Annotated in this window: 23 protein-coding genes and 1 tRNA gene; 11 read left to right on the forward strand and 13 right to left on the reverse strand. The window is 31.4% G+C overall.

Translation table 11 applies throughout. From position 1 onward, the window contains the following. Positions 1 to 26 precede the first annotated feature (26 nt). The 6 genes from ACZ451_RS14785 to ACZ451_RS14810 form a co-directional block, all read right to left on the reverse strand. Complete coding sequence (locus tag ACZ451_RS14785) at positions 27 to 1,526, reverse strand: sensor histidine kinase (RefSeq protein WP_464213739.1); 1,500 nt, start codon at positions 1,524 to 1,526, stop codon at positions 27 to 29. Next, positions 1,523 to 2,221 (reverse strand): response regulator transcription factor, encoded by a 699-nt coding sequence (locus tag ACZ451_RS14790; RefSeq protein WP_464213741.1) that lies wholly within the window; start codon positions 2,219 to 2,221, stop codon positions 1,523 to 1,525. The genes ACZ451_RS14785 and ACZ451_RS14790 overlap by 4 nt, the downstream gene beginning before the upstream one ends. A 477-nt stretch (positions 2,222 to 2,698) precedes the next feature. After that, positions 2,699 to 3,559 carry a TraB/GumN family protein gene (locus ACZ451_RS14795; protein WP_464213743.1) on the reverse strand — a complete coding sequence of 287 codons (861 nt, stop codon included), beginning with the start codon at positions 3,557 to 3,559 and terminating at the stop codon, positions 2,699 to 2,701. Positions 3,560 to 3,618: 59 nt separating this feature from the next. Continuing rightward, positions 3,619 to 4,287, reverse strand: a complete 669-nt coding sequence (locus tag ACZ451_RS14800) for an NAD(P)H-binding protein (RefSeq protein ID WP_464213745.1) — start codon at positions 4,285 to 4,287, stop codon at positions 3,619 to 3,621. A 70-nt stretch (positions 4,288 to 4,357) separates the two neighbouring features. Further along, on the reverse strand, positions 4,358 to 5,134 hold the full coding sequence (locus ACZ451_RS14805; RefSeq protein ID WP_464213747.1) for a TIGR03915 family putative DNA repair protein: 777 nt from the start codon (positions 5,132 to 5,134) through the stop codon (positions 4,358 to 4,360). A gap of 13 nt (positions 5,135 to 5,147) precedes the next feature. Next, positions 5,148 to 6,410, reverse strand: coding sequence for a putative DNA modification/repair radical SAM protein (locus ACZ451_RS14810; RefSeq protein ID WP_464213749.1), 1,263 nt, complete (start codon positions 6,408 to 6,410; stop codon positions 5,148 to 5,150). Between the two features lie 273 nt (positions 6,411 to 6,683). On the opposite strand from ACZ451_RS14810, the gene ACZ451_RS14815 reads away from it, so the two are divergent. The 3 genes from ACZ451_RS14815 (at position 6,684) to ACZ451_RS14825 (ending at position 13,735) form a co-directional block, all read left to right on the forward strand. Beyond that, positions 6,684 to 12,140: a BspA family leucine-rich repeat surface protein gene (locus tag ACZ451_RS14815; protein WP_464213751.1), complete on the forward strand. Its 5,457-nt coding sequence runs from the start codon at positions 6,684 to 6,686 to the stop codon at positions 12,138 to 12,140. Next, positions 12,137 to 12,859 carry a hypothetical protein gene (locus ACZ451_RS14820; RefSeq protein ID WP_464213753.1) on the forward strand — a complete coding sequence of 241 codons (723 nt, stop codon included), beginning with the start codon at positions 12,137 to 12,139 and terminating at the stop codon, positions 12,857 to 12,859. Before ACZ451_RS14815 ends, ACZ451_RS14820 begins: the two co-directional genes overlap by 4 nt. Before the next feature lie 117 nt (positions 12,860 to 12,976). Then, positions 12,977 to 13,735: an XRE family transcriptional regulator gene (locus ACZ451_RS14825; RefSeq protein WP_464213754.1), complete on the forward strand. Its 759-nt coding sequence runs from the start codon at positions 12,977 to 12,979 to the stop codon at positions 13,733 to 13,735. Between the two features lie 52 nt (positions 13,736 to 13,787). On the opposite strand, the gene ACZ451_RS14830 is transcribed toward ACZ451_RS14825, so the two are convergent. Further along, positions 13,788 to 13,861 (reverse strand) — tRNA-Met (locus ACZ451_RS14830). A gap of 139 nt (positions 13,862 to 14,000) precedes the next feature. Between ACZ451_RS14830 and ACZ451_RS14835 the strand changes: the two genes are divergently transcribed. Together ACZ451_RS14835 and ACZ451_RS14840 are read left to right on the forward strand one after the other, a co-directional pair. Next, positions 14,001 to 14,387 carry an START-like domain-containing protein gene (locus ACZ451_RS14835; protein ID WP_464213756.1) on the forward strand — a complete coding sequence of 129 codons (387 nt, stop codon included), beginning with the start codon at positions 14,001 to 14,003 and terminating at the stop codon, positions 14,385 to 14,387. Positions 14,388 to 14,443: 56 nt separating this feature from the next. Further along, positions 14,444 to 15,289 (forward strand): aminotransferase class IV, encoded by an 846-nt coding sequence (locus ACZ451_RS14840; protein WP_464213758.1) that lies wholly within the window; start codon positions 14,444 to 14,446, stop codon positions 15,287 to 15,289. Positions 15,290 to 15,310: 21 nt separating this feature from the next. Here the strand turns inward: ACZ451_RS14840 and ACZ451_RS14845 are convergent, their stop codons facing one another. From ACZ451_RS14845 to ACZ451_RS14865, 5 genes are all read right to left on the reverse strand, one after another. Then, a complete protein-coding gene (locus ACZ451_RS14845) occupies positions 15,311 to 15,862 on the reverse strand; it encodes a YqgE/AlgH family protein (RefSeq protein WP_464213760.1) in 552 nt (183 codons plus the stop codon). A 121-nt stretch (positions 15,863 to 15,983) separates the two neighbouring features. Then, a complete protein-coding gene (locus tag ACZ451_RS14850) occupies positions 15,984 to 16,256 on the reverse strand; it encodes an HU family DNA-binding protein (RefSeq protein ID WP_464213762.1) in 273 nt (90 codons plus the stop codon). 171 nt (positions 16,257 to 16,427) lie between these two features. After that, positions 16,428 to 17,372, reverse strand: a complete 945-nt coding sequence (gene fmt / locus ACZ451_RS14855; protein ID WP_464213764.1) for a methionyl-tRNA formyltransferase — start codon at positions 17,370 to 17,372, stop codon at positions 16,428 to 16,430. Then, a complete protein-coding gene (locus tag ACZ451_RS14860; protein ID WP_464213766.1) occupies positions 17,365 to 19,269 on the reverse strand; it encodes a RecQ family ATP-dependent DNA helicase in 1,905 nt (634 codons plus the stop codon). The genes fmt and ACZ451_RS14860 overlap by 8 nt, the downstream gene beginning before the upstream one ends. Continuing rightward, positions 19,269 to 19,811, reverse strand: coding sequence for an AAA family ATPase (locus ACZ451_RS14865; RefSeq protein WP_464213768.1), 543 nt, complete (start codon positions 19,809 to 19,811; stop codon positions 19,269 to 19,271). The genes ACZ451_RS14860 and ACZ451_RS14865 overlap by 1 nt, the downstream gene beginning before the upstream one ends. An 87-nt stretch (positions 19,812 to 19,898) precedes the next feature. On the opposite strand from ACZ451_RS14865, the gene ACZ451_RS14870 reads away from it, so the two are divergent. The 5 genes from ACZ451_RS14870 (at position 19,899) to ACZ451_RS14890 (ending at position 24,016) form a co-directional block, all read left to right on the forward strand. After that, complete coding sequence (locus ACZ451_RS14870) at positions 19,899 to 20,186, forward strand: DUF493 family protein (RefSeq protein WP_464213770.1); 288 nt, start codon at positions 19,899 to 19,901, stop codon at positions 20,184 to 20,186. A 79-nt stretch (positions 20,187 to 20,265) separates the two neighbouring features. Beyond that, positions 20,266 to 20,946 carry a DUF4290 domain-containing protein gene (locus ACZ451_RS14875; RefSeq protein ID WP_464213772.1) on the forward strand — a complete coding sequence of 227 codons (681 nt, stop codon included), beginning with the start codon at positions 20,266 to 20,268 and terminating at the stop codon, positions 20,944 to 20,946. Between the two features lie 14 nt (positions 20,947 to 20,960). Further along, entirely contained in the window at positions 20,961 to 22,268 is a 1,308-nt protein-coding gene (murA, locus tag ACZ451_RS14880; protein ID WP_464213774.1) for a UDP-N-acetylglucosamine 1-carboxyvinyltransferase, read from the forward strand. 215 nt (positions 22,269 to 22,483) lie between these two features. Next, entirely contained in the window at positions 22,484 to 22,975 is a 492-nt protein-coding gene (locus tag ACZ451_RS14885) for a carboxypeptidase-like regulatory domain-containing protein (RefSeq protein ID WP_464213776.1), read from the forward strand. A 12-nt stretch (positions 22,976 to 22,987) separates the two neighbouring features. Then, a complete protein-coding gene (locus ACZ451_RS14890) occupies positions 22,988 to 24,016 on the forward strand; it encodes a transglutaminase domain-containing protein (protein ID WP_464213778.1) in 1,029 nt (342 codons plus the stop codon). 147 nt (positions 24,017 to 24,163) lie between these two features. Here ACZ451_RS14890 and ACZ451_RS14895 read toward each other — a convergent pair whose 3' ends face one another. After that, the gene (locus ACZ451_RS14895) at positions 24,164 to 25,162 is read right to left on the reverse strand and encodes a pirin family protein (protein WP_464213780.1); all 999 of its coding nucleotides are present in this window, start codon (positions 25,160 to 25,162) and stop codon (positions 24,164 to 24,166) included. A gap of 150 nt (positions 25,163 to 25,312) precedes the next feature. Between ACZ451_RS14895 and ACZ451_RS14900 the strand changes: the two genes are divergently transcribed. Continuing rightward, positions 25,313 to 26,578, forward strand: coding sequence for a POTRA domain-containing protein (locus ACZ451_RS14900; protein WP_464213782.1), 1,266 nt, complete (start codon positions 25,313 to 25,315; stop codon positions 26,576 to 26,578). The last annotated feature ends 6 nt before the right edge of the window (positions 26,579 to 26,584 follow it).

The following is a 26,584-nucleotide window of genomic DNA, read 5'->3' on the forward strand; positions in this document are numbered from 1 at the left end:
TTGCTTTCACAGCAATCATTTTCCCTCTATACCTGATAAGCAGGCAAGCTAAATACGAAAGAACTTCCTTCTTTTGGTTTACTTAATACTGTTATGGTTGTATCGTGTAAATCCATAATTTTTTTAACTATTGCAAGACCTAGCCCATAGCCTTGTCTTTTTACGTTTACGGTTTTTTCAACTTGTTTGTAACGGTCAAAAATAAAAGGCTGTTCATTAAGAGGTATTCCCCTTCCTGTATCTTTAATATTTATTTCTACACTTTTTCCTTTTTTAGACAGTGCTAAACTCACTTTACCATGAGACCCTGTATACTTAATTGCATTTTCAATAAGGTTTTGCAAGGCGCGTTCTACAAGGCTAACATCTGCATGCACCATACAATTTTCTTCAGGATTGTCTAATTCTAATATGATATTCTTTTGTTGAGCTATTACTCTAAATTTTGCAATTAAATCGTGAGAAAGTTCTGTGATGCTAAAGGGCTCTTTAATTGGCACAACCTGTTCTGCTTCTAATTTAGAATATTCAAATAATTGGTTAATAAGTAAAGAAAGCTTATCAACATTATCATGTGTTATTTGTAGGTATTCGTCTTTTTCTTCTTCAGAAAGTGAATTTCTTTTTATTTGTAGAGTTTCTATATATCCTTTTAGTACAGCTAAAGGTGTTCTTAGATCATGAGAAACATTAGCAATTAATTCTCTACGGAGCAAATCTACAGATTTCATTTTATCCATATTATCTACAATAGTATCTGCCATCTCATTAAAAGAATTCGCGAAAATTGCAATATCAGATGCATTTGAGTTTTCAATACGCGCTTCTAGATCACCTTCTTGAAAACGTCTTACGGTACCTGTTATTAAACGCAAGTTTTTTGTTAAAAACCATATGCTTATAAGACCAATAATGGCAGCAAAAATCATGGTAAGTATAGTAGCACCTACCCCTAATTTGGCAAAATATTGTCCCATAAGATCATTACTGACTAACTGAAATTCTTGCCCAGCTAAAATTATATATACAAAACCTTCATGTCCATCTACATTAAAGGGTGCAGCTGAGAATATTTTTTGTTTCCCAGGGTTTCTGGGGTCATCTCCTAGAATATAGTCTTGTCCTTTATTTTTTATGAAAGACTTTATAGGTGGCAGAGAAACTACTTTTTGAGCATCTTTTTCATCATGATCAAGTACAACGGAATATAAAACCTCTCCCGTTTTGCTTAGCAAATACACTTCTATGCTCTGGTTTACCGCCATCATATCGTGCATTAAACTACCAAACAGTTCTTTATTTACACTTCCGTCTTCCATAAAAGGAGAAGCATCTTTAAATTTTTCGGCAATAACATGGTTAGCAACATCTGCATTAATACGCTGTGTTGTTTCTTCATTATGCTTATTAGCAAAATAGGCAGTAATAAGGATATAAGATCCTCCCATTAAAAGCACTAGAAAAACAAATGCTAACCATAGTTTCTTTACAAGAATTGGTGTTAATGTTTTTTCAGAGTTTTTCACGCTATAATATCTTCATTAAATTTATAACCTACGCCCCAACTTGTTAAAATATAGGTTGGGTTTGCCATATCTGACTCTATTTTTGCTCTTAATCTATTGATATGTGAGTTAACCGTATGTTCATATCCATCAAAATTATAGCCCCAAATAAGGTTTAATAGCTCTGTTCTACTATAGCTTCTCCCTGGGTTTGAAGCCATTAAAACCAACAACTCAAACTCTTTGGGTGATAATTCAATTTTAGAATTGTCTAATACTACTTTGCGTTTTTCAATATCAATAAAAATACCTTCTCCTGTAATAGTAGTAGTATTCGTATCTGTAACCTTAGTTGTCTCTGCTCTTCTCATCACAGCCTTAATCCGAGCTAGTAATTCTCTAATGCTAAATGGTTTAGTGATGTAATCATCTGCTCCAATTTCTAAGCCTAATACTCTATCTATTTCTTCGGATTTAGCTGTTAGCATAATCACTGGTGTATTTTTTTTTGTCCTTAAGTTTTTGCAAATCTCAATACCGTCCATGGAAGGTAAAGAAATGTCTAAAAGAATAAGATCATAGTTATTTTCCAATGCCATATTTAAGCCTAACGCACCATCCATAGCTTTGGAACTGGTATAATTTAAATCTGTAAGGTGAATTTCTAGTAATTTTACAATACCTGGATCATCCTCTATAATCAATATATCTTTCATATTATATACAAATGAAGTTAAAAAGTGTCACACAAAGATCACAACCTAATTTAAACTCACAAAACAAGTATAAATAACTTAAAACTAGTGTTTTAGATGTGAGATGTCATTAATTATTGGTACAATAGCCGCAATCTTTATAGAATCCTTACAAAACCGTTCTTAGATTTCATTTTTTTGTAAATAGTATGGGAATAAATTGATTATTTAGTCGTGAAAAACAACTTTGAGTAGTTTGTAGAATGTACTCAAAATTCTTAGTTAAAATTAATTATGATTTTTATAGAGATCATAATTGAATATTTTTACTAAAACTATTTATTATAGTAATAAGGAGGTTTGTCATAATCAACACGAGCTATGTTTAATTAAGAGTTGGTGCTTTATTTTTTATATATGATTTGAAAACTTATCTGACTACAAAAAATTAAATTCATTAAAGATTTAGTTACATATTATAATAATTCGTTTTAAAATTTATTTAACTGCTGTAACGATATACCCTTTTTTTCTAAGTAAATTAATTACTCCCGCTTCACCAATTAAATGTGCAGCTCCTACACCATAAAAAGTTGCTTGTTTTTTAGAATGCATTTCTATTTTAGGAATCCAGTTTTTATTACGATTTGTTAGCATTAAATCTTTATGGGCTGTCATTGTTAAACTATCATCATTATCAATCATCTTTTCTATTTCTACTAAATTGTTGTTATGATGTAAAGCAAGCATTTTTTGAAATTCTATTTTTTCATCTTTTAAATTACCTTTTACAGCTTTTAGTAAATCAGTTACTTGATCTTTATATGGAATATCATCGAAAACTTTTAATTGCTCGGCAACTGTTTCTAAGCCTAAAACTTCTTCATTTTGTTCTTGGGCAACTTTCATTAATTCTCCTTCAAAAGACTGTATTGGGCAATCTAATAATTTTGTGTATAACATTGAACTTAAAAAGAAAGGCTTAAAGGTAGCAAAAGTGCTAAGAGGGGCTCCCATTTCTGTTTGCATGAAAGTATCTAAAGTTTTGTATTCCTCATTTGTGGTAAAATCTTTAATGTTTTTACCATTTTTCATAGCGATCCCCTTCATCATATTTCCCTGCATATTTGGATCATCCATATCTAATTCTAAAACTAATAAAGAAGTGTTGTCTAAAGCTGTTTTAATTTTTGTATCTAAAGTTGCATCACAAGTCATATGGATTGTACCGTATAGATAAGAAGATTGTTCTAAACCATTTCCGGAAATTTCCCAAAGCAAAGCATTTTCTAATTTCTGCGCTTGTAAACTTAAGATACTTATTAAAATGAGGGTAATACTCAAAAATGTTTTTTTCATGTTTTATAATTTTATTGATTAGTAGCACTCTAATTAGATATGTTACAGAGTTAGATAATTTAATTTGTTATTTCTTTAAAATCTTTCCAAGTTAATTTTTCTAGACCAGTATTTTCTTTTATAATATTCAGAGCTATTGCTGCTCCTAATGTGTCAACTTTTATACCCTTAAACTTTTTTAAAGTGCCGATAAAAAACACACTTATAATTGGCCAAAGTGCTAATGTTATTGCCTGAGATAATCCATATCTATTGGTTGGTGTTAAAATCATTGACGGTTTAAAAATACTTAATCTTTCAAATTTTAAGGCTTCTAATTCTGCAACTAATTCTCCCTTAATGCGTAAATAAAAGGATTTAGATTTTGGATGTATCCCTACTGAAGCTAATAGTTGAAAATGTTTAATTCCATTAGCTTTACAATTTTTAGCAAAATCTAAAACTGCAATTTTATCTATTTTAATAAAATCTTCCTTGCTCACTTTTGAAGGTTCTCCAACGCCTAAAGTACAAATAGCAATATTATGGCCTGATGTAAATTTTTGATACGAATCTGGATTAAAAATAGATATAGTGTGTTGTACAATACGAGAATCGACAAAATTTTGAACAGGTCTACGACCTAAAAGAGTAATTGTAGTAACTTCTTGAAGCTTTAATAAGGTTTTTAAGGTTTCATTCCCTACAGCACCTGTTGCACCAAGAAATATAATTGAATGTTCTTGCATAATAATGAATACAAATATGGCCTAAATTTAAAAAGAAATATTTTGCTCATAAGAGCATCTATAATTTCAGTTATATGACGGTACTTTTTTCACTTAAATACTTCCAATATCGCTTGGGCACATGCTGTGTATGCAGTTTAGGATTGATTCTGGATTTTATGTTTGTACTTTTAAAATAATTGTTCCACAAGTCCTGAAAATGATATTCTTCCCCAGAAAAAGTATCGTTTTTTAGGATGCTATTGGTAAAAACTTCTTTTATGTCTAAAGAAACAATTTCTACAGATTCTAAATTGTAATAGATGCCATACTTTCGCTTTATATCGTAAATAAGCCATTGTTGGTCCGCATAACGGTTCTTAAAATGTTTAGAAATGAGTGGTAAAACATCAAAATCTGGTTCTATATTGGCAAAGTAAATACCATCTTGTGTTAATTGAAAGCGGACAAAAGCCTCCATACGATGTTTTTCTCTTCCAACTGATTTTGTCAATTGGCTAATTTTTAAAACGGTACTATCTGAATAGTCAGACTGAATAGCTGTAGTATTTGCAAATAATTTTCTAATATAGCGATAGAGTAGGAGTTCAATTCCATTTTTTTCACTCAAAAATGCAAAGTAAATATTTTTTATAGCTAAATAACTCTTTTGTTGAATACCATTCCAAACACGTTTTGCTTTACTAACATCGGTATATATCATTTCTCTTTCTGAGAATAACCCATTTTGCTGCACAGTATCTTTTTGGATATCAGAAACAGTGATTTTTTCATCGAAAGCAATAAAAACAGCTGTTAAAAAGCCATTGAAACTACCATCATAACTTAAAATCGTTGCTTTTTCCATAATCTGTATATTTTTAGTTAAACAAACTCAATTGTGAACTATAATTTTTTCTAAATTTTCCAACAGAATTTTGTAAAATCATTCCTTTTATTTTATCACCCTCTAAATCTTTGCGTTCCCATTGGTTAGAATCGCAAATAATAAAATATTTTGCTCTATTTGAGGCGACTCCAATTTTCTTTAAATGTTCCCAATTTAGTTTTCGGAAGCGCCTAGCAGCTATAATCTTAGCAATAGATTTTATTCCTAAACCAGGAATCCTTGCCAAAAGGTGTTTATCCGCCTTATTAACATCTATAGGGAACAAGTTTAAATTTCGTAATGCCCAACTTAACTTAGGATCAATATCTAAATCTAAATTTGGGTGATTAGTATTTAAAATTTCTTGTACATTAAATCCATAAAACCGCAATAGCCAATCGGTTTGATATAATCTATTTTCACGTAACATCGGTACTTTAGAGCCTAAAGAAGGTAATCGTTTATCTTCTGCAACGGGTACATAACCAGAGTAATACACACGCTTCATATGATAGTTTTTATAATAGTGTGTTGCTGAGTACATAATGTCTTTATCAGATTCTCCAGTTGCCCCTATAATCATTTGTGTACTTTGCCCCGCAGGGGCATATACTGGAGTACTTTTAATAATTTTTTTCTCTGCTTTATATTGGATGATTTCATTTTTAACCTTAAGCATCGGTTTTGTAAAATCTTCATGCTTTTTATCTGGCGCTAACAATTTTAGTCCAGAAATGGTAGGAATTTCAATATTAACAGATAAGCGATCTGCATAGAGCCCAGCTTCACGCATTAATTCATCGCTAGCCCCAGGAATAGATTTTAAATGAATGTAGCCATTAAAATTTTCTTCTCTACGTAATTTTTTTGCTACAGCAACAAGGCGTTCCATAGTATAATCCGCATTCTTAAAAATACCAGAACTTAAAAATAGTCCCTCTATATAATTTCTTCGGTAAAAATTTATAGTCAAGTCTACTACTTCCTGAATCTTAAAGGCGGCACGTTTAATATCATTGCTTTTACGGGTAACACAATATGCGCAATCAAAAATGCAATGATTCGTTAATAAAATCTTTAAAAGTGATACACACCTACCATCTTCTGTATAGGTATGGCATATTCCCATTCCACTACTATCTCCTAAACCTTTGGTTGAATTTATACGTTTACTACCACTGCTAGAACAAGACACATCATACTTAGCAGCATCTGCTAGGATATTTAATTTTTCTTTGATGCGAGTAAAATTCATAATTTTAATTAAAAACAATCCAAAAATATGGAATTATTCCTAATATTGGAAATATTCCATGAATAATCTTGGAATATTTCCAATATTATAATTAGATACTTTTTAGAAAGTACTATTTTTTGAAAATATTCGATTTTTAAGATAATAAAGAGGTATTTGACCTTATTTATGTAACGATATATAGAAAATAAATGTTAAACTTAAAAGATAATTTCTATTTGAAAATATTTACCTTTAGATTAGCGTAGAGAAACTAAACTAAACTAACTTTTTATGAAAAAGAATTACATAGCTGTAGTACTTTGTTTTGCCTATTTCTTTTTATCTGCACAAACAGAATTCATTACCACTTGGAAAACTGATAATTTTGGAATTTCTGTTTCAGACAACAATCAAATTATAATTCCTACACATCCAGATGAATTTTATAATTATACTGTAGACTGGGGAGATGGCTCCTCAGATACTAATGTTACAGGAGATATTACGCACACTTATGCCACAATAGGTACTTACCAAGTTTCAATATCAGGTGATTTCCCAAGAATATATTTTAATAATAAAGGAGACTTATCCAAAATTTTAAGTGTTGATCAGTGGGGGGGGATACAATGGAAATCTATGGAGAATTCTTTTTTTGGGTGTAATTCATTAGATGTTGTTGCATCTGATATCCCAGATTTGTCACAAGTTACTTCATTAGAAGGTATGTTTATTCGTTGTTCAAGTATTAGGGGTAATAGTGCTATAGAGCAATGGAACACAGCATCTATAATTAATATGAAAGCAATGTTTGCATTAACCTTTGGATTTAACCCAGATATTAGCGGATGGGATGTTAGAAATGTTACTAATATGGAATCAATGTTTTTATCCTCAAGTTTTAATCAAAATATCAATACTTGGAATACTGCTAATGTAACTAATATGAAGAATATGTTTTCAGGGTCCCCATTTAACCAAGATATAAGCAATTGGGATGTTAGTAATGTTACCGATATGTCTAATATGTTTTCTTATGCTAGAAGTTTTAATCAAGATATAGGCAGTTGGGATGTCAGCAATGTTAGAGATATGTCTAGCATGTTTTCTAATGCAACGAACTTTAATCAATATTTAAGTGGCTGGAATGTTAGCAATATTACTGATATGTCTAATATGTTTACTAATGCAGTAAGCTTTAACCAAGATGTTAGTATTTGGGATGTTAGCAATGTAACCAATATGTCTAATATGTTTTCTAATGCTGTTTCATTTGATCAGAATTTAGGAAGTTGGAATGTTGCACAATTAACTGATGCTGGAAATATGTTTGATGGAGTTACACTATCTATAGCAAATTATGATGCTATTTTAAATGGATGGGGTAGTCTGGCAACTCTTCAGCAGGATGTTGAGTTTAGCGCAGGAAACAGTTTATATTGTATTGGTGCAGATGCAAGGCAACTTCTTACAACCTCTTTTAATTGGAATATAGATGATAGAGGAGAACGTTGTAATGCTCCTAATGAAAATCAACTACCTTTTGTTACCACTTGGAAAACAGATATATTTGATGCATCTGATTCTAGTGTTACCATTCCAACTATAAGCGGAGGTTATAATTATACTGTGAATTGGGGAGACGGATTAGAAAATACCAATGTAACTGGTAATATTACGCACTTATACTCAACCCCGGGGACTTACACCATTTCTATTTCGGGTGACTTTCCAAGGATACATCTATCATCATCGCCAGATAATAGTAAAATAATTTCTATAGATAGTTGGGGAGAAATAGAGTGGTTGTCTATGAAAAATGCATTTAGATCGTGTGTAAACTTGGATGTTAAGGCTAATGATATACCAAATCTTTCTAGAGTAAGTTCAGTTGAAAGAATGTTTAGTGAGTGTCTAGAATTAGTTGGTAATGAAACTATGAACAATTGGGATGTAAGCAACATTAAAAATTTCAAAAGCATGTTTAGTAGTGCGTTTTTATTTAATGGCAATATTTCGAACTGGAATGTTTCAAATGGAGAATCTTTCTCTGGGATGTTTAGTGCAGCAAATGTATTCAATCAAAATATAGGGGATTGGGATCTCAGTATGGCACAAGATTTAAGTTCTATGTTTAGTTATGCGCGGTTGTTTAACCAAGATATTAGTCGTTGGAATATATCTAATGTATCTGATATGAGTTCTTTTTTCAATAATTCTGGTCTTTCTAATGAAAATTATGATAAAATTTTAATAGGTTGGAGTCAACTTCCTTCCTTACAAACAAGAATTCTATTTGAAGCACCTAACAACCAATATTGTGAAGCTGCTACTGCCCGTCAAAATATTATTGACACTTATGGTTGGATAATTAATGATGCTGGTATTGGTGCAAACTGCCCAGAACCCCAAAGGCCGTTTATCACGACTTGGAAAACAGATAACCCTGGAATGTCTAGTCTTAACCAAATTACTATACCAGCTACAGGAACTAATTATACTGTAGATTGGGGAGATAGTTCTCCTCCCACACTAGAAAGTGGAGTAGCTACACATACATATACTACTCCTGGTACTTACACTGTACGTATTACAGGCCCTCTAGAGGCTATAAGTTTTGATAATGATGGTGATAAAGATAAAATACTAACCATTGAACAGTGGGGTAATACACAATGGGTGAATATGAGAAGTGCTTTTAAAGGGTGTTCTAATCTAAATATAACCAATCCATTTATTGATAATCCAGACTTAAGTTTTGTAAACGATATATCTAGCATGTTCTCTGGTGCAATAGTTTTTAATCATGATATAAACGGTTGGGATGTTAGAAATATTTCGGATATGTCTAATATGTTTTCTGGAGCAATAGCTTTTAACCAAAATATAAGTAACTGGAATACTTCTTCTGTATTTACTATGACAAATATGTTTTTTAATGCTACAAATTTTAATCAAGATATAGGTAGGTGGACTGTTAGCAATGTTACCGATATGTCTAATATGTTTTCTAACGCAACAAGTTTTAACCAAGATATAGGCAGTTGGGATGTCAGCAATGTTAGAGATATGTCTAGCATGTTTTCTAATGCAACGAACTTTAATCAATATTTAAGTGGTTGGAATGTTAGCAATATTACTGATATGTCTAATATGTTTACTAATGCAGTAAGCTTTAACCAAGATGTTAGTATTTGGGATGTTAGCAATGTTACCGATATGTCTAATATGTTTTCGAATGCTGTTTCATTTGATCAGAATTTAGGAAATTGGAATGTTGAACAATTAAATGATGCTGGAAATATGTTTGATGGAGCTAAACTATCTACTGCAAATTATGATGCCTTGTTAATAGGATGGAATGCTCAAAATTTACAGCCAAATTTAAGCTTTCATGGTGGTAATAGTCAATATTGTCTTGGAGAAGCGGCAAGAACTAACATGATTAATGCTACGGGAGATAATTGGATCATAACAGATGGAGGCCCTGCATCACCCATAGTTAATGGTTTAGCAAATCAAAACGCAGTAGACTCATATACTTTACCTATAATTGAAGGAATTAATCTTACAGGTGCAGAGGCATACTACACTGCTCAAAATGGTATGGGAACTCGTTATGATGCGGGAGATGTTATTAATTTTAATGATTTTTCTACGTATCCTATAACGCTTAATATTTATGATGGTGCTGGCACTTGCTCAGATGAAAAAAGTTTTGAATTAACTATTACGGAAACTCCGTTTATGGGAGAAGCTTTTATTACCACCTGGAAAACAGATAATCCAGGGGTTTCAGCTGATAACCAGATTACAATTCCTACCCATCCAGATGAAATTTATAATTATACTATAGATTGGGGTGATGGAAATACAGACACAAATGTTATAGGTGATATTACACATACTTATGTTGTTCCAGGAATCTATGAAGTCTCAATTTCTGGAGTTTTTCCAAGTATTGCTTTTGAAGGAATTGGTGATGCTGAAAAAATAACAGCTGTAAATCAATGGGGAGATATTGAATGGAAAAGTTTAATGCAAGCTTTTAGAGGAGCTATAAATATGGATGTATTGGCTGTTGACACTCCAGATTTATCGCAAGTAACTAGTATTAGTGGAATGTTTAGATTATGCACATCACTAATAGGTAATGCTTCTTTTAATGAATGGGATGTATCTCAGCTAACTTTTATGACAGAAGTATTTAATCAAGCTACTTCTTTTAATCAAGATATTAGTAATTGGGATGTTAGTAATGTGGTTAATATGGGAAGTATGTTTATAGGTGCTACTTCTTTTAACCAAGATATTAGTAATTGGGATGTTAGCAAAGTAGAGAGCTTGCAAGCTATGTTTCAAGGAGCTTCTTCTTTTAATCAACCTATTGGTAGTTGGAATGTTAGCAATGTAACTAATATGACGCAATTTTTTGCGGGTGCTTCTTCTTTTAACCAAAATATTGGTCTGTGGAACGTATCAAATGTGGAAACTATGAATGGAATGTTTGGAGGCACAACCTCTTTTAACCAAGATATATCAAGTTGGGATGTTTCTAATGTTACTTCAATGAGTTTTATGTTTGATCAAAGTAGTTCCTTCAATCAAGATATTAGCAATTGGAATGTAAGTAATGTTACTGATATGTCAGCTATGTTTCAAGGAGCTTCTTCTTTTAATCAAGATTTAAGTGAATGGAATATTACTAATGTTACTCAAATGGAAAGCATGTTTAATAATTCAAACCTTTCTAATGATAATTACAATAAAACCTTAATCGGTTGGAGCCAGTTACCCAATTTACAAAATAATGTAAGATTAGATGCTCCACAAAACCAATACTGCGATGCAGCTGATGCTCGCCAAAGTATTATAGACACTTATGATTGGACTATAAATGATGCAGGTAAAGTACCATTATGTAATGAAGATACTGATTTAGATGGAATCTTTGATCATTTAGACAGTTGTTTAAATACAAGAGAAGGTGTAACTGTAGATGAGAAAGGCTGTGAAATAATTGCTCCAAATGCAATTTCTGTTTACACAGAAACACCTTCTTGTGTAGGTGAATCTAATGGTAGTATGCTCATTTCTACAACCTTAGCAGGTTATCTTTTTAATGTAGAAATTACAGGAGAAAATTTTATGGACTCATATACAGCGATCTCTCTTGATGAAGGACTTAATGTAAGCGATTTGAGTGTTGGTAGTTATACTGTTGAAGTTACAATGCCCGATATTTTTTATGAACAAACATATGGCGTATATATAAACGAAATCAATGCGATAGCAGGGAAAAGAGAGTCATTAGATTTTGATACTAAATCTGCTATTTACGACGTTTTTGGAAGTAAAGAATATGAGGTAAATCTAAATGGAAAACTCATAAGTTTTACATTTAATTCTACTGATCACCATAAAATTTACTTAACAGGACTAAGCAATACAAATGCGATAACAATTTCTGGAATAAGTGCTTGTCAAGGTAAAATTTCAGATAGTTTTAGTTTTTCTAATGAAATAGTATTATTTCCCACCATAACATATGGTAAAGTATATGTTGCAGGTAGTTTTGATGATCTAGTTGTAATGGTTTATGATCTTACAGGTAGGCTAATTTTGAATAAAAAAATTACAAAAGGAGAAGATAATTATATTAACCTAGAAGGACAACCTACCGGAATGTACCCAGTACAAATAATATCAAAAGGAAATAAACAAACATTTAAGCTAATCAAACAATGAGAATAATAACAGAAAAGTTTTACGCAATACTAGTAATTTTTACTTTTTCAATCTTATTAGGTTCGTGTGGAGGAGGAGATTCACCAACTGCTGAAAATCCAATGCCAGATCCTACTGAACAATTACAATTACCAGTAAAAGTTATAGGAACTTTACCAGAAAATGGAGAACCCTGTTCAGATTATGAAGAAGTTTCTGGAGATCCAACAAAAGTACAAGTAAAATTTCGCTGGAATGAGGCAGAATTTGCTGATAATTATGAACTTAGTGTTCTTGAAAATCAAACACAAGTTAATACACTAACAACTTCTGCACTAGAAACAGATATAATATTAGATAGAGGAAGAACCTATACTTGGTCTGTAAGTTCAATAAATATAGATGGGGAAACTTTGGGTGATACTTATTCTTTTACAACTCCTGGTATACCTGTAGGCAATTTTGCGCCATATGCTGCTGCAATAACAGTAGAATTTAATTCTGATCTAGCAGAAATCAACATTTCTTGGATGGGTAATGATGAAGATGGTGATACACTTACTTATGATATTACTATTATTGAAAATGATATTGTTATTTTTGAAGAAGTTGATTTTACTTTAGAAGCAATTGCTCCTGTAAGCTATATAAGCAACGAGCAATATACTATTGAAATCATTTCAAAAGATTCTTCAGGCAGTTTTTCAATATCTAAAGTAACAGCAATAGCGCCTGAATAAAAGCTTTAATATTTCTTTTTTTTTTGGATATATTCCATAAATTATATTGGAATATATCCATTTTTTGTATATTTGATTTTTATGTATGAGGTTATTTTACTAAAAAATACACTTGAAATGGAAAACGAAATCACATTAAAACGCTTTATAGCAGTTAGGAGAGATTTAGGCTATACACAAGCTGAATTTGCAAAACTGTTAGGTATTTCTACTACTACGGCAGATATTGAACGTGGAAGAACTAAACTTTCTGGAAAAGTAGTTACTGAGCTTCTAAAGCAGTTTAAAATAAACCCACTTTGGTTGTTTGGTGAAAGTGATAGTCAATATATAGAAACTTCACATACTAGCGTAATTCCTAAAGTAGTTACTGTAGATACCGAAGATAATGAGAATATGGTTTTAGTAAACGCAAAGGCAGCTGCGGGTTATCCTCAAAATATTGCAGATACTAGTTGGTACAAAAAATTGCCAGCTTTTGATTTACCTATTCCAGAATTTAGAAATGCAACCTATAGAGGTTTCCAAGTTGAAGGTGATAGTATGTTGCCAAATTTAAAACCAGGCGAATGGGTTTTAGCAAAAGCTACAGAACATATAGATCATGTAAGTCCTAATAAAATATATGTTGTGGTTTTACAAGATGCGGTGTTAGTTAAAAAAGTAGAAAAAAAGCCAAATTCTAATAATGTCACTTTAATATCATTAAACGAAAATTACCCTCCTTACGAAATAAAACCTTTTCAAATTCAGGAAATGTGGGAGGTGAGTAGTAAAATTACTTTTGGAGTTGATGCTACTACAGAAACTGGCCTTTTAAGACAGCTACAAGATTCTATGAACGATTTAAAGCGACAATTAAAACAAGTTGATTAGTTGCTTATAAACAAAAACTCAAGATATAAGTCTTGAGTTTTTGTTTATTTTGTAGCGAGAGCGGGACTTGAACCCGCGGCCTCCGGGTTATGAATCCGACGCTCTAACCAGCTGAGCTACCTCGCCGTTTATGTTAAACGGCTGCAAATATAAAGTTAAATTTCTACCTTATCAAAATAAGATTGGTAAAATATTATAAGAGTTTTGTTTTTTTATCATCGATAAATATATATATTGGTCACATTAAATAACATTAGCTATTAGCATGAGTGAAAAAATAAAATTTACAGTAGAGTTTGTGATCCAATCATCACCACAATTACTATATACATACTTATCTACACCATCAGGTTTATCAGAATGGTTTGCTGATAATGTAAACTCTAGAGGAGAGATGTTCTACTTTATTTGGGACGAATCTGAAGAGGAAGCAAAACTTTTAAAAAAGAAAAGCGATGAATTTGTAAAATTTACATGGACAGAAGAAGATGATGATAGTTATTTTGAAATGAAAATTATTGTTGATGAAATTACATCTGATGTTTCTTTATTTATAACCGATTTTGCTGAAGACGATGACGAGGTAGAAGAATCTAAAATGTTGTGGACAAATCAGGTCTCTAGTTTAAAACAAGTTTTAGGGTCTTCCTAAGATAATTTTTATATAGAAATCATATATTTGACCTTGAATTTATTCAAGGTTTTTTTATGCTTAATTTTAATGGGAATATCGTTTCAAAAGATAGTTTTTTTCTAAATCAAGAAAATAGAGGATTGCGTTATGGAGATGCTTTATTTGAAACAATTAGAATTGGAAATTCTAAAATTTATTTCTGGGAAGATCATTATTTAAGACTTATGGCTTCTATGCGAATTTTACGAATGCAAATACCAATGTCTTTTACAATGGAATATCTAGAACAAGAGATATTAGAAACCGTAAAAACAAATGGATTAGAAAATGGTACCTCAAGAGTTAGATTAACTATTTTTAGAAATAATGGAGGCCTATACCTCCCCGAAACCAATACTATTTCCTTTTGTATAGAAGCTAAAAAATTAGACTCCTCTTTTTTTACACTATCAGATAATACATATGAAGTAGAATTGTTTAAAGATTTTTATGTAAATCCAGATATGTTATCTACATTAAAAACTAACAATAAAATTATTAATGTAGTAGGGAGTATTTATGCAAAAGAAAATGGATACCAGAATTGTATTTTATTAAACAATGCTAAAAGTGTTGTAGAAGTATTAAATGGAAACATTTTTATGGTCAATGGTTCAGTTATCAAAACACCACCCAAAGCGGATGGTTGTTTAAATGGTATACTGCGAAAAAAACTAATCGAAATTATATCAAAATTAAAAGATTATACTATAGAAGAAGCTTCTATTTCTCCTTTTGATCTTCAAAAAGCAGATGAGCTATTTATTACAAATGCAATTGTAGGGATACAACCAATTACAAAATACAGGAAAAAGAACTATAATAATGAAGTTGCTAAAGATTTACTTGGAAAGCTAAATGCCAATGCAAGACTAAGCTAACATACTTTTACATGTACTCATTTAATTTAAACTCGGATTTTCAGGAGTATTAGACCATAATAAGTAGTCTCCACCAAGTTCTAACATTTTTTCTTTCCAAAAAGCACTTACAGATTTTTGAATAATGTTGCTTTCATATCTATTTGGAGCTATAATCCATGATTTAGACACAAGCTCATCATCTAATTGAGAGGAACTCCAACCTGTATAGCCAAGAAAAAACCGTATATCATCAGTTGTAATAACATTGGTATTAATGAGTTCTATAATACGTTCAAAATCACCTCCCCAATAAATACCATCAGATATTTCTATGCTATCTTCTATAAGATTAGGTACCTTGTGAATAAAGTATAAATTATCCTGTTCAACAGGACCTCCATTATAGACTTGAAAAGGAACTGTTATTTCTGTTACCAGATCAGAAATATCATATTCTAAAGGTTTATTTAGAATGAAACCAACTGAACCATCTTGATTATGCTCTGCAAGAAGTACTACAGACCTACTAAAGGAAATGTCTCCTGTTAAGGATGGTTCTGCAATTAATAATTTACCTTTTGTAAGTTCCATTATCACTAAGAAATTAATGATTTATTAAATTTATAATAAATTTTAACATTCCAAAACCTTTTTGATAAAAAAAAGCATTTCGGTTAGAAATGCTTTTTTAATACTATTATAAAAATATAAGTTAGTTTACTGATTTTGCTAATTCAGCACCAGCTTTAAACTTCACAACATTTTTAGCAGCAATTTTGATCGTTTTACCAGTTTGTGGATTTCTACCATCTCTAGCTTCTCTTCTAGATACAGACCAAGATCCGAAACCAACTAAAGAAACTCTACCACCTTTTTTTAAAGAACCTTCAACATTTCCTAAAAAAGACTCTAAAGCTTTTTTTGCTGCTGCTTTTGTGATACCAGCGTCAGCCGCCATTGCATCAATTAATTCTGTTTTGTTCATGTTTAATAAATTTTTTGTTAAAATTATTTCTATACACTAACAAAATTATACGGATTTGTGGTTAACACAAGTAAAACGTAGGGAAATAGCTGTTTTTGTTAATAACTTAAAAAGTTTGTTAATAAAGTTGGCTGTTTTTACCATTCATCGGAGGCTAGTGGTGGCAAGGCTTTAGCCAACTTTGCAATTTTCTATCAATTTTAAACCATTTAAGACCTCATTGGTTTTCATTTTTCGTTTACCAGGGAGTTGTATTTCTAAAAGTTCAATCATACCATCATGTACCGCTACTTTCATAGATTTTTTGTCAAATAATACTGATTTTGGTTTTTCAGTATGCTTTTCTACTATCATTTTTGCTTTATATATTTTTAAAAACAATGTTTCAGTGCCATTATATAATGTAGTCCATGCAGCTGGGTAGGGGCTTAAACCTCTAATGTGGTTATAAATTGTTGCAATTGGTTTTTCCCAATCAATCTTACAAGTGTCTTTATGAATTTTGTAGGCTAATTTCTTACTGGTATTTTCTTGTGGAATAGTAGTGATTTTTTGATTGCTAATCAATTTTACAGTATCTAATACTAAATCAGCACCTAATAGCATTAATTTATCATGCAATTCGCCAGCAGTGTCGTGTATGCCTATTGTTGTTTTAGATTGAAGAATAATTTCACCCGTATCTATTTTATCATCTATAAAGAATGTAGTTACTCCAGTTTCTTTTTCTCCATTTATAATGGCCCAGTTAATCGGTGCAGCACCTCTATAATCGGGTAAAAGTGATGCGTGCAAATTAAAAGTACCATATTCAGGAATTTCCCAAACTATTTTTGGAAGCATTCTAAAAGCAACAATAATTTGTAGATTGGCGTTTAGACTTTTTAATTCATTAATAAAGTGCTCCTCTTTTAAATTTGTTGGCTGTAATATGGATAAGCCATTTTCAATTGCATATTTTTTTACAGCAGATTCATTTAATTTGCGCCCTCTGCCTGCTGGTTTATCAGGAGCAGTAATAACGCCAACAATCTTGCATTTATGTTGTATTAAAGTATCTAAAATACCCACAGCAAAATCTGGAGTACCCATAAATACAATTCTTAAATTATTCATTTGATAATATTTGATATTCGTTTTTAGTATTTATTTCTATTTTTTCTTCTTCTAATAGGAATTGTATCATCTTTAATATGTGTGCCTCTTTATATGGTAATGCCTTGATAAGGTTTTTAGAACTTTGTCCTTTTGTTTTTAAAGCAGCTAAAATAGCTGATGCCACCAATGCCATAATATCTTTATCAATTGGAGCAGCTTTTAAGCAATAATCACACTTTCCACAATTAGATGCTTTCTCACCAAAATACGATAATAACTGCTTACTTCTACAAACATTTGTATTGGTAATATATGACAAGATCTTATCAATATTTTTTATTTTTGTAAGCTGTATTGCTTCAACTTTTTTAGAAAAGCTATTAATTGTTCTGTGATCTTCTCTAGGAACTAAGAAAATGAGTTCAATATCATTATGGTTCGCCTTATAATTAATTATAGCATCTTTATGAAGTTGCTCTAATACCTTAATTACATGTTGTTCTGTAGTATTTGCTTTTTTAGCAATAGAAAAGGTATTTATTTTAGTTTCAAAATCAAAAATGCCACCATACATTCTTAATATAGTTTGTATAATGAGTGCATTTTTTTGTTGTTTTTCGATGTAATTGAAAATTTGATGTTTCCCAACTACAAATTGTATTACAGTTTTTTTTGAAAATGATTCTGATAATGAAATAACAGAATTCTGGTCTAGTATTTTTAATGCGTTGTATGCCAAAAAGGAGTTTAATTTATAAATAACGCAAAACTTATTAAAGTTTAACTGATGAATTTCATTATTTCCTTCACCATAAGAAATCTGAAAGTAATTATTTAATTTGTTATACAATAGCTTTAAAAATGGAATATCGGGTAAACCAGATAAAAATTGCTGTTTCACTTGTAATTCGTCACTTTTATTTGTAATCATAATTGCTTTAGCTGGTTTACCATTTCTTCCTGCTCTCCCTGCTTCTTGAAAGTAGTTTTCTATGTTATCAGGTATTTGGTAATGGATAACCATACTAACATCTGGTTTATCTATTCCCATTCCAAAGGCATTTGTAGCTACAATTACGCTTATTTTATTTTCTAACCATAAGGTTAGTCTATCTGTTTTTTCTTTTTTAGTGATTCCTCCATGATAAAACGTACTAGAAATAGCATTTTGGTTTAAAAAGTCCGAAATACTTTTTGAATGATTTCTACTTCTAACATATACAATTGCACTATGCTTTGTATCTGCTAATAATTCTTTAAGCTGGTGATTTTTATCTTCATTAAAAATAACTTGAAAACTAATATTAGTTCTAGAAAATGATGTTTTTTCAATTAGTGGAGTTTCCATTTTCAGGTTCTCCATAATATCTTTTGCTACTGTAGGGGTAGCAGTAGCTGTAAGTGCTATTATTGGTGTTTTAGGAAAAAGAGTTCTTAAAATTCCACAATTTAAATACGCAGGTCTAAAGTCATTTCCCCAATGTGAGATGCAATGCGCCTCATCAATAGCAATAAGACTCACATTCATTTCTTGTATTCTAGCACGTACAATATCTTGCTGTAATCGCTCAGGAGATAGATATAAGAATTTGTAATTCCCAAACTTACAATTGTCTAAAATTGCAATAACATCGTCTAAAGATATTCCACCAACAAGTGCCGTAGCTCTAATACCTCTGTTTTTAAGAGTATCTACTTGGTTTTTTATAAGTGCTACTAATGGAGATACTACAATACAAATACCATCTTTTACTAATCCTGGGATCTGAAAACACAAAGATTTTCCACCACCAGTAGGCAATAGTGCTAGCACATCTTGGTTATTTAAGACGGCATTAATACAATTTTCTTGTGATTTCCGAAACTCAGAAAACCCCCAATACTGTTGTAAAACGTTTTTAGGGTCTTGAAGCACTAGATTAGTTTTAGTTTTTTTAAAATAAAATCTACACGTTCTACTACAGATAATTTAGGAACTTCTATAATATGATAGCCAAACTCTTTATAGGTTTTTTCTAAGAAATGATGAATTTTAATAGCTTCTTCAAAACTTTCAAAACGCTCATTATCCGAAGTATGTATTGCTTTCCATGGTGGCAGAAGAAAAACAGTATCGTATGTATAAGGCATTGAACTTGTTAGCAAATCTTCATCATATCTATTTTCAAAGCAATCTAAATAGGCAAATACATCTGGAATACCTCTATCTAAAAAAACATGAGAACTATTTAGTTTATTTGCTTTTTTATATTGTACTATTCGCCCTTCTAAAATTCGTTTACTAAAAAGTAAAGGGTTTGATAAAAAAAGCTGCTCAATACCTTCTTCTCTTGCTTTTAAGGTGACTTCTCTAGAGATTTCGTGCAAGCACTGAAAACCTCTTTCCTCTATTTTTTTTATAACAGAAGTTTTTCCAGTACTGGGTCCGCCTATAATAACAACTTTATGTGTTTTCAAAAAAAAGTATTGTTTAAATAACAAAAGTAATGAAACCACTAAGACTAAAAAATGAAGCTGATACTTTATATTTGTGAAAAATATTGAATGGATACGAATAAACAAAAAGAGTTTTACGAGAGGCTAAAGACGCAATTAGAAGAGAATACGACTTGGCCATCTACCTATTTATATAAATTTATTGTTCCAACACAGGGAAATGGTTTAGAAGAAATTCAAAATATCTATAATAATGAAGGAGCGGTTATCACTTCTAGAAAATCTAAAAACGGTAAATATACTAGTGTTTCTATAACGGTTGAAATGGAGAATCCAGATGCTGTCATTGCAAAATATAAAAAAGTAAGTCTCATAAAAGATGTTATATCTTTATAAACTTAGTATTTCTAATAGATTTTTGCTAATTTGCACTCTTTAAGTACTTACTTTCCCTGATAATAAAAAAAATTTCAATTTGAATTCAGCAAACAACGAAGTATTCAATTTAGAATACAACACAGAACGTTCACAACTTATTATACCGGAATACGGTCGTCATTTTCAAAAAATGGTAGACTATGCCGTTTCTATAGAAGATGATGAGGAACGCAATAAAATAGCAAAATCTATAATTGCAGTTATGGGAAACCTACAACCGCATTTAAGAGATGTGCCAGATTTTCAACACAAGTTATGGGATCAATTATTTATTATGTCTGATTTTAAATTGAAGGCAGATTCTCCGTATCCTATTACCACAAAAGAAATGTTGAGAGAGAGACCAGAACCTTTAACATACCCTCAGAATTTTCCAAAGTATCGTTTTTACGGAAACAATATTAAAAGAATGATAGATGTTGCTATTGGTTGGGAAAAAGGCGATATGCGTGACGGTTTAGAGTATGCCATAGCAAATCATATGAAGAAATGCTATTTAAACTGGAATAAAGATACGGTAGAGGATAAAGCCATTTTTAATCATTTATATGAACTAAGTGATGGTAAAATAGACCTTGCAAGTCAAGATATTACCTTAACAGATAGCGGTCAGTTTTTAAAGAATAGACCTGCAAAATCTAATTCGCACCGATCTAATAATCAAGGCGGTAAAAAGAACCAAAGAAATAATAACAACCGCAATAAAAAGCGATACTAATTTTTTGACTTTAAATGGGAACATTTAGAATAGAAGGTGGACACCAACTTTCTGGTGAAATAACACCTCAAGGAGCTAAAAATGAAGCACTACAGATTTTATGTGCGGTACTGTTAACTCCAGAACAAGTTACAATACACAATATTCCAGATATTGTTGATGTCAATAAACTCATCGCATTATTAGAAGATTTAGGCGTAAAAATCCAAAAAAAAGGCAAAGGTTCTTATAGCTTCGTTTCTGACGATATCAACTTAGATTATCTACAATCAGATCAGTTTAAAAAAGATGGGAGAGGACTAAGAGGCTCTATAATGCTGGTAGGCCCCTTATTAGCACGTTTTGGAAAAGGATATATCCCTAAACCAGGAGGCGATAAAATTGGTAGAAGAAGGTTAGATACGCATTTCGAAGGCTTTATAAATCTAGGTGCAAAGTTTAGGTATAATAAAGAAGAGCATTTTTATGGTGTAGAAGCAAAAAAGCTTAAGGGTACTTATATGCTTTTAGATGAAGCTTCTGTTACTGGTACAGCCAATATTGTAATGGCTGCTGTTTTAGCAGAAGGCACCACTACTATTTATAATGCGGCTTGTGAACCCTATTTGCAACAACTTTGTAAAATGTTGAATAGAATGGGGGCTAAAATAGCTGGTGTTGGTTCTAATCTTTTGACTATAGAAGGTGTTGATACCTTAGGAGGTACTGAGCATACTATGTTGCCAGATATGATAGAAATTGGGAGTTGGATTGGTCTTGCAGCTATGACAAAAAGTGAACTTACCATAAAAAATGTAAGCTGGAAAGATTTAGGGCAAATACCGGCAGTTTTTAGAAAACTTGGCCTTACGCTTGAGCAAAAAGGAGATGATATTTATATTCCTGCGCATACTAATGGTTATGAAATTCAGAATTATATAGATGGTTCTATTTTAACTGTTGCAGATGCACCATGGCCAGGATTAACACCAGATTTATTGAGTATTATTTTGGTGATGTCCACCCAAGCAAGAGGAGAAGTTGTTATTCATCAAAAAATGTTCGAAAGCCGTTTATTTTTTGTAGATAAACTAATAGATATGGGTGCTAAGATTATTTTGTGTGATCCACATAGGGCAGCTATTATGGGGCATGACTTTAAATCTACCTTAAAAGCAACTACAATGGTTTCTCCAGATATTAGAGCAGGGATTTCTTTGTTAATAGCCGCTCTATCTGCAAAGGGAACCTCTGTAATCCATAATATAGAACAAATAGATAGAGGCTATGAAAATATAGACGAGCGTTTAAGAGCCATAGGTGCTAAGATAGAACGTGTCTAAGATTTTAAAAGTTCAATATTTCAATTCCAAATCTCCATTTAATTCTATATTGGGATTTGGAATTTTTTATTTGTAATTTGTTGTGATTAGTTTATTAAGTTAAAAAATGTATTTAAAATAGATTTTACTCATTAAAAAGACCAGTAGACTCATTGTAGTTTTTAAAAAGTTTTAACATAACATAGTTTAGAGGTATAATTCTAAAACTTAATATTATGAAAAATTACATTACAGCTCCTATAACAGGAAAAAAGAACAGCATTCATTCAGTAACTTTTATATTAGCTGCTTTGTTTGCTATATCAATAAGCCAAGCGCAAGAGGTAGAAAAATCAAATGAATTGATAGCGGTTAATGATGCAACTATAGAAAACGGAGTAACAAGCCTTAGTATTTACGAAGCAGAACATATAATAAAAGGCATTGTATATGACGAAAACAGAGCCCCTTTACCAGGAGTAAGCGTGGTACAGAAAGGAACAAAAAATGGAGTACTCACCGATATAGATGGTAAGTTTAAATTTCCTAAACCTTTACAAACAGGTGATGTTTTATTGTTTAGCCATATTGGTTATGAGAAACAGGAGTTTTTAATAAAAAAAGGTGCTGAAAAAAATATTGAGATATCTATCAACTTAGAAATCGATAATTTTAATTTATTAGGTGCAGTGAGTACTGATGAAATTTATTCTTCAAAAAAGCAATAAGACATTTTTTAAATGGTTCGATATGCAATCCTATTCTTTTTAGTAATCTATATAAACACCTTTGCACAAGGTTCTGATTTTAAAAATTATAATTTCCAGAAAGCTGATAGTATTGCAGCACTTTATAAAGGAGAAAAATTACATAATTTACCCATATTAGCATACAAGCTCACAACTTCTTTACCATCTGATGTAGAGAAGTTTAGAGCTATTTATACGTGGGTGTGTACCAATATTGAAAATGATTATGGATACTACCATAAGAATATGAACAAGCGTACAAAATTGCAAGGAGATAGTATTGCATTATCATATTGGAATTCATCTTTTAAACGTAAAGTATTTCAAAAACTATTAAAAAATAATAAAACCATTTGTACAGGTTATGCCTATTTAATAAGAGAGTTAACAATTTTAGCTGGTCTAGATTGTAAAATAGTTCATGGATATGGCCGCACAGCAACTACCAATATTAGAAAAAAAGGAGTCCCAAATCATTCTTGGAATGTAGTGAAATTAGGTCATAAATGGTATTTGTCTGATGCCACTTGGTCTAGTGGAAGAATTGATTTTATAGATGGAGTAGAAACTTTTATAAGTGATTATAATGATGGTTATTTTTTAGCATCACCAGAACTGTTTATCCAGAATCACTATCCATTGGAGGAAAAATGGTCCTTATTGGACGAAAATATAACATTGGAAGTATTTTTAAATGCACCATTAGTATATAAAAATGCTTTTAAAAAACAGGTTATTCCTGTGAGTCCCATTAAGATGCACTCTGAAGTAAATAAAAATGAAACAGTTACATTTTTATTTAATACTACTCAAAAAATAAAGCAGGAAGATATTGTATTACAAATAGTAGGTAGCATGAGTACTAAAAATATAAGTCCTACAATTTTACAAAACACTAATAGAGCTCTAAAGTTGAGCCACTCTTTTAAAAAAGCTGGACATTATGATGTACATCTAAAAATTGATGAAAGTATTATAGCAACCTACACAGTGAAAGTCAAAAAGAAGAATACAAAATAGGTTAAGAGTTTATTCGCTCCGCTAGTTTATTAAGTTTAAGAGTTTATAAATATTGTTGAATCGTTTATTTTGCTTAGTAGTTTAGAAAAAATAAATTTCAACTAACAACTAACAACTAACAACTAACAACTAACAACTAACAACTAACTACTTTTCAACCAAAGTTCCATCAGGATATTTAGCAAACCTTCCTTTGTCAGCTTCGTGAACATTATCTGGATGTCTCCAGGGCCAACCGCCAAATTGTGTGGTTCTATATTCTTGCATGGCATCCTGTATTTCTTCATCTGTATTCATCACAAACGGGCCATACTTGGCAACGGGCTCGTCAATTGGGTTTCCTTGTAGGAGTAGAAAGTGTCCCTGTTCCGATCCTACTTTAATTTCTGTGGCCATAGTTTCATCTAAAAAAATGCCATGGTTTATAGTTATTGTTTGCCCATCTATTTCGATTTCAGTTCCTTCATAGAAATATAAAATTCTATTGACACTTGTTTTTGCTTTTGGTAAAGTATATGTACTATTGGCATCAATATGAATATTCCATATGGCTACTTCATTTTCTTTACTTGCAGCCCAAGAGTCTGGAGCAGGAGCAGGGGCTTTTATTTCTTGATAATCACCTGCAATTACTTTAACCGTGCTATTTTCTGTTTTAACTATAGGAATATCTTCATGCCATAGCATTGCAAAATGTGGAGGTACAAATTTACTAGCTTTTGGTAAATTTAACCAGATTTGAAAGAGTTCTAACGGATTTTCTTCCTCTGTTTTTAAGAGCGGAAACATTTCAGAATGCTGCACACCACTTCCAGCGGTCATCCATTGTACATCACCATCGCCAAACCTACCGGCTGCACCCAAAGAATCAGAATGATCACAAAATCCTTTATTCACTATAGTTACCGTTTCAAAACCTCTATGCGGATGCGACGGAAATCCAGGAATAGTCTGTCCGTGATACATACGCCAACCATCTTTAATTGTAAAGTCATTACCTAAATTTCTACCAACTAAAGAGGCATCTGGTCCTAATGAACCATTTCCTTTTGGATAATGATCTAAATGATATACGCAGAATAAAAAAGGATCTTGTGTTTGCCATGGAAACCCTAAAGGGAACACTTGTCGGATGCTAGATTTCATACAATTAAATTTTCTTGCAAAGTTATAATTAATTACGGATTAATGCTATAATACCATTTGATATCTATAAAATATAAAATAGTATTAGCTAAAAAAAAGTGTATGTTATTCTTATAAAGAACGTCTTACTAAGTAACAAACAAATTAATAATGAGAGTACTTTTAATTATCTTATGCTTTTTTATTACAAGCGTATCATTTTCACAAGAAAATATTAAAGTTGAAAAAATTAATTTTGTAGGCCTTAAAAAAACAAAAGAAAGTTTTTTAAGAAGACTTATCAAAGTAAAAGAAAATTCTATCTATGATTCTGTAAAAGCTACTACAGATATAGAACGTTTAAAAAGGCTGCCAGGAATAGCAAATGGTAGTGTAACGTTAGAAGGAAATACACTTACCTATACCTTAGAAGAAAATTTCACCATCATTCCGGGGGCTAGAACTTCTACTTCTAGCAATGGAGATTTTGCCTATAGATTATCGGTTTTTGAATTTAATTTTCTAGGAAACAATCAGCTTGTTGGTGGTTTTTATGAAAAAGATGTTTTTGATTCTTATGGTTTTTTCTATGAACACCCTTTTCTATTTAGTGATAAAGTAGGGCTAGGTTTTAGTTATCAAGACCAAACTACGCAAGAACCTGTTTTTTTTGATAATGGAACAAAAAATTACCGTTTTAACAATAGAAGGTTTGAAGCTTCTGTATTATTTTCTTTTGATTTTCATAACGAAGCAGAATTTGGCGTTAGCCTTATGAAAGAATCTTATAATTTTATTGAAGAACCTGTTTTAAATGCACCAGAATTTTTAGAAGCTAATAAATTCGGGTATAGGGGTGTTTATAGATATGTAGATATTGATATTAACTATCAATATTTTCATGGAGTAACAAACGAGTTTACGGCACAGTATAACAGTTTTAGAAATGGAAGCGATCAGGCTGATGTATTTTTAGATGATTTTGTATCTGTACGAAACGATTTTATCTATTATAAAAAATTAAAAAAGAAAGGGAATTGGGCTACACGTTTACGTTTAGCAGCATCTATAGGGAATTTAGATTCCCCATTTGCCCCGTTTGAATTAGATAATCAACTAAATATTAGAGGAGTTGGTAATACTGTTGATAGGGGTACAGCAGCAATTGTTCTAAATACGGAATACCGCCATACCTTATATGAAAAAAACTGGTTTGTTTTTCAAGGGAATGCATTTATAGACGCAGGAACATGGAGAACTCCTGGGAATGGAATTTCTGAAGTTTTTTCTACAAATTCTGGCCGTTTATATCCAGGCTTAGGCGTTCGTTTTATTCATAAGAAAATTTTTAATGCTGTTTTTAGACTAGATTATGGTTATGGTATAGGTAATGATGCTTCTAGAGGTATAGTTTTTGGGATAGGCCAATACTTTTAAGTAGAA

The sequence above is a fragment of the Allocellulophaga tsushimaensis genome (genome assembly GCF_055383085.1).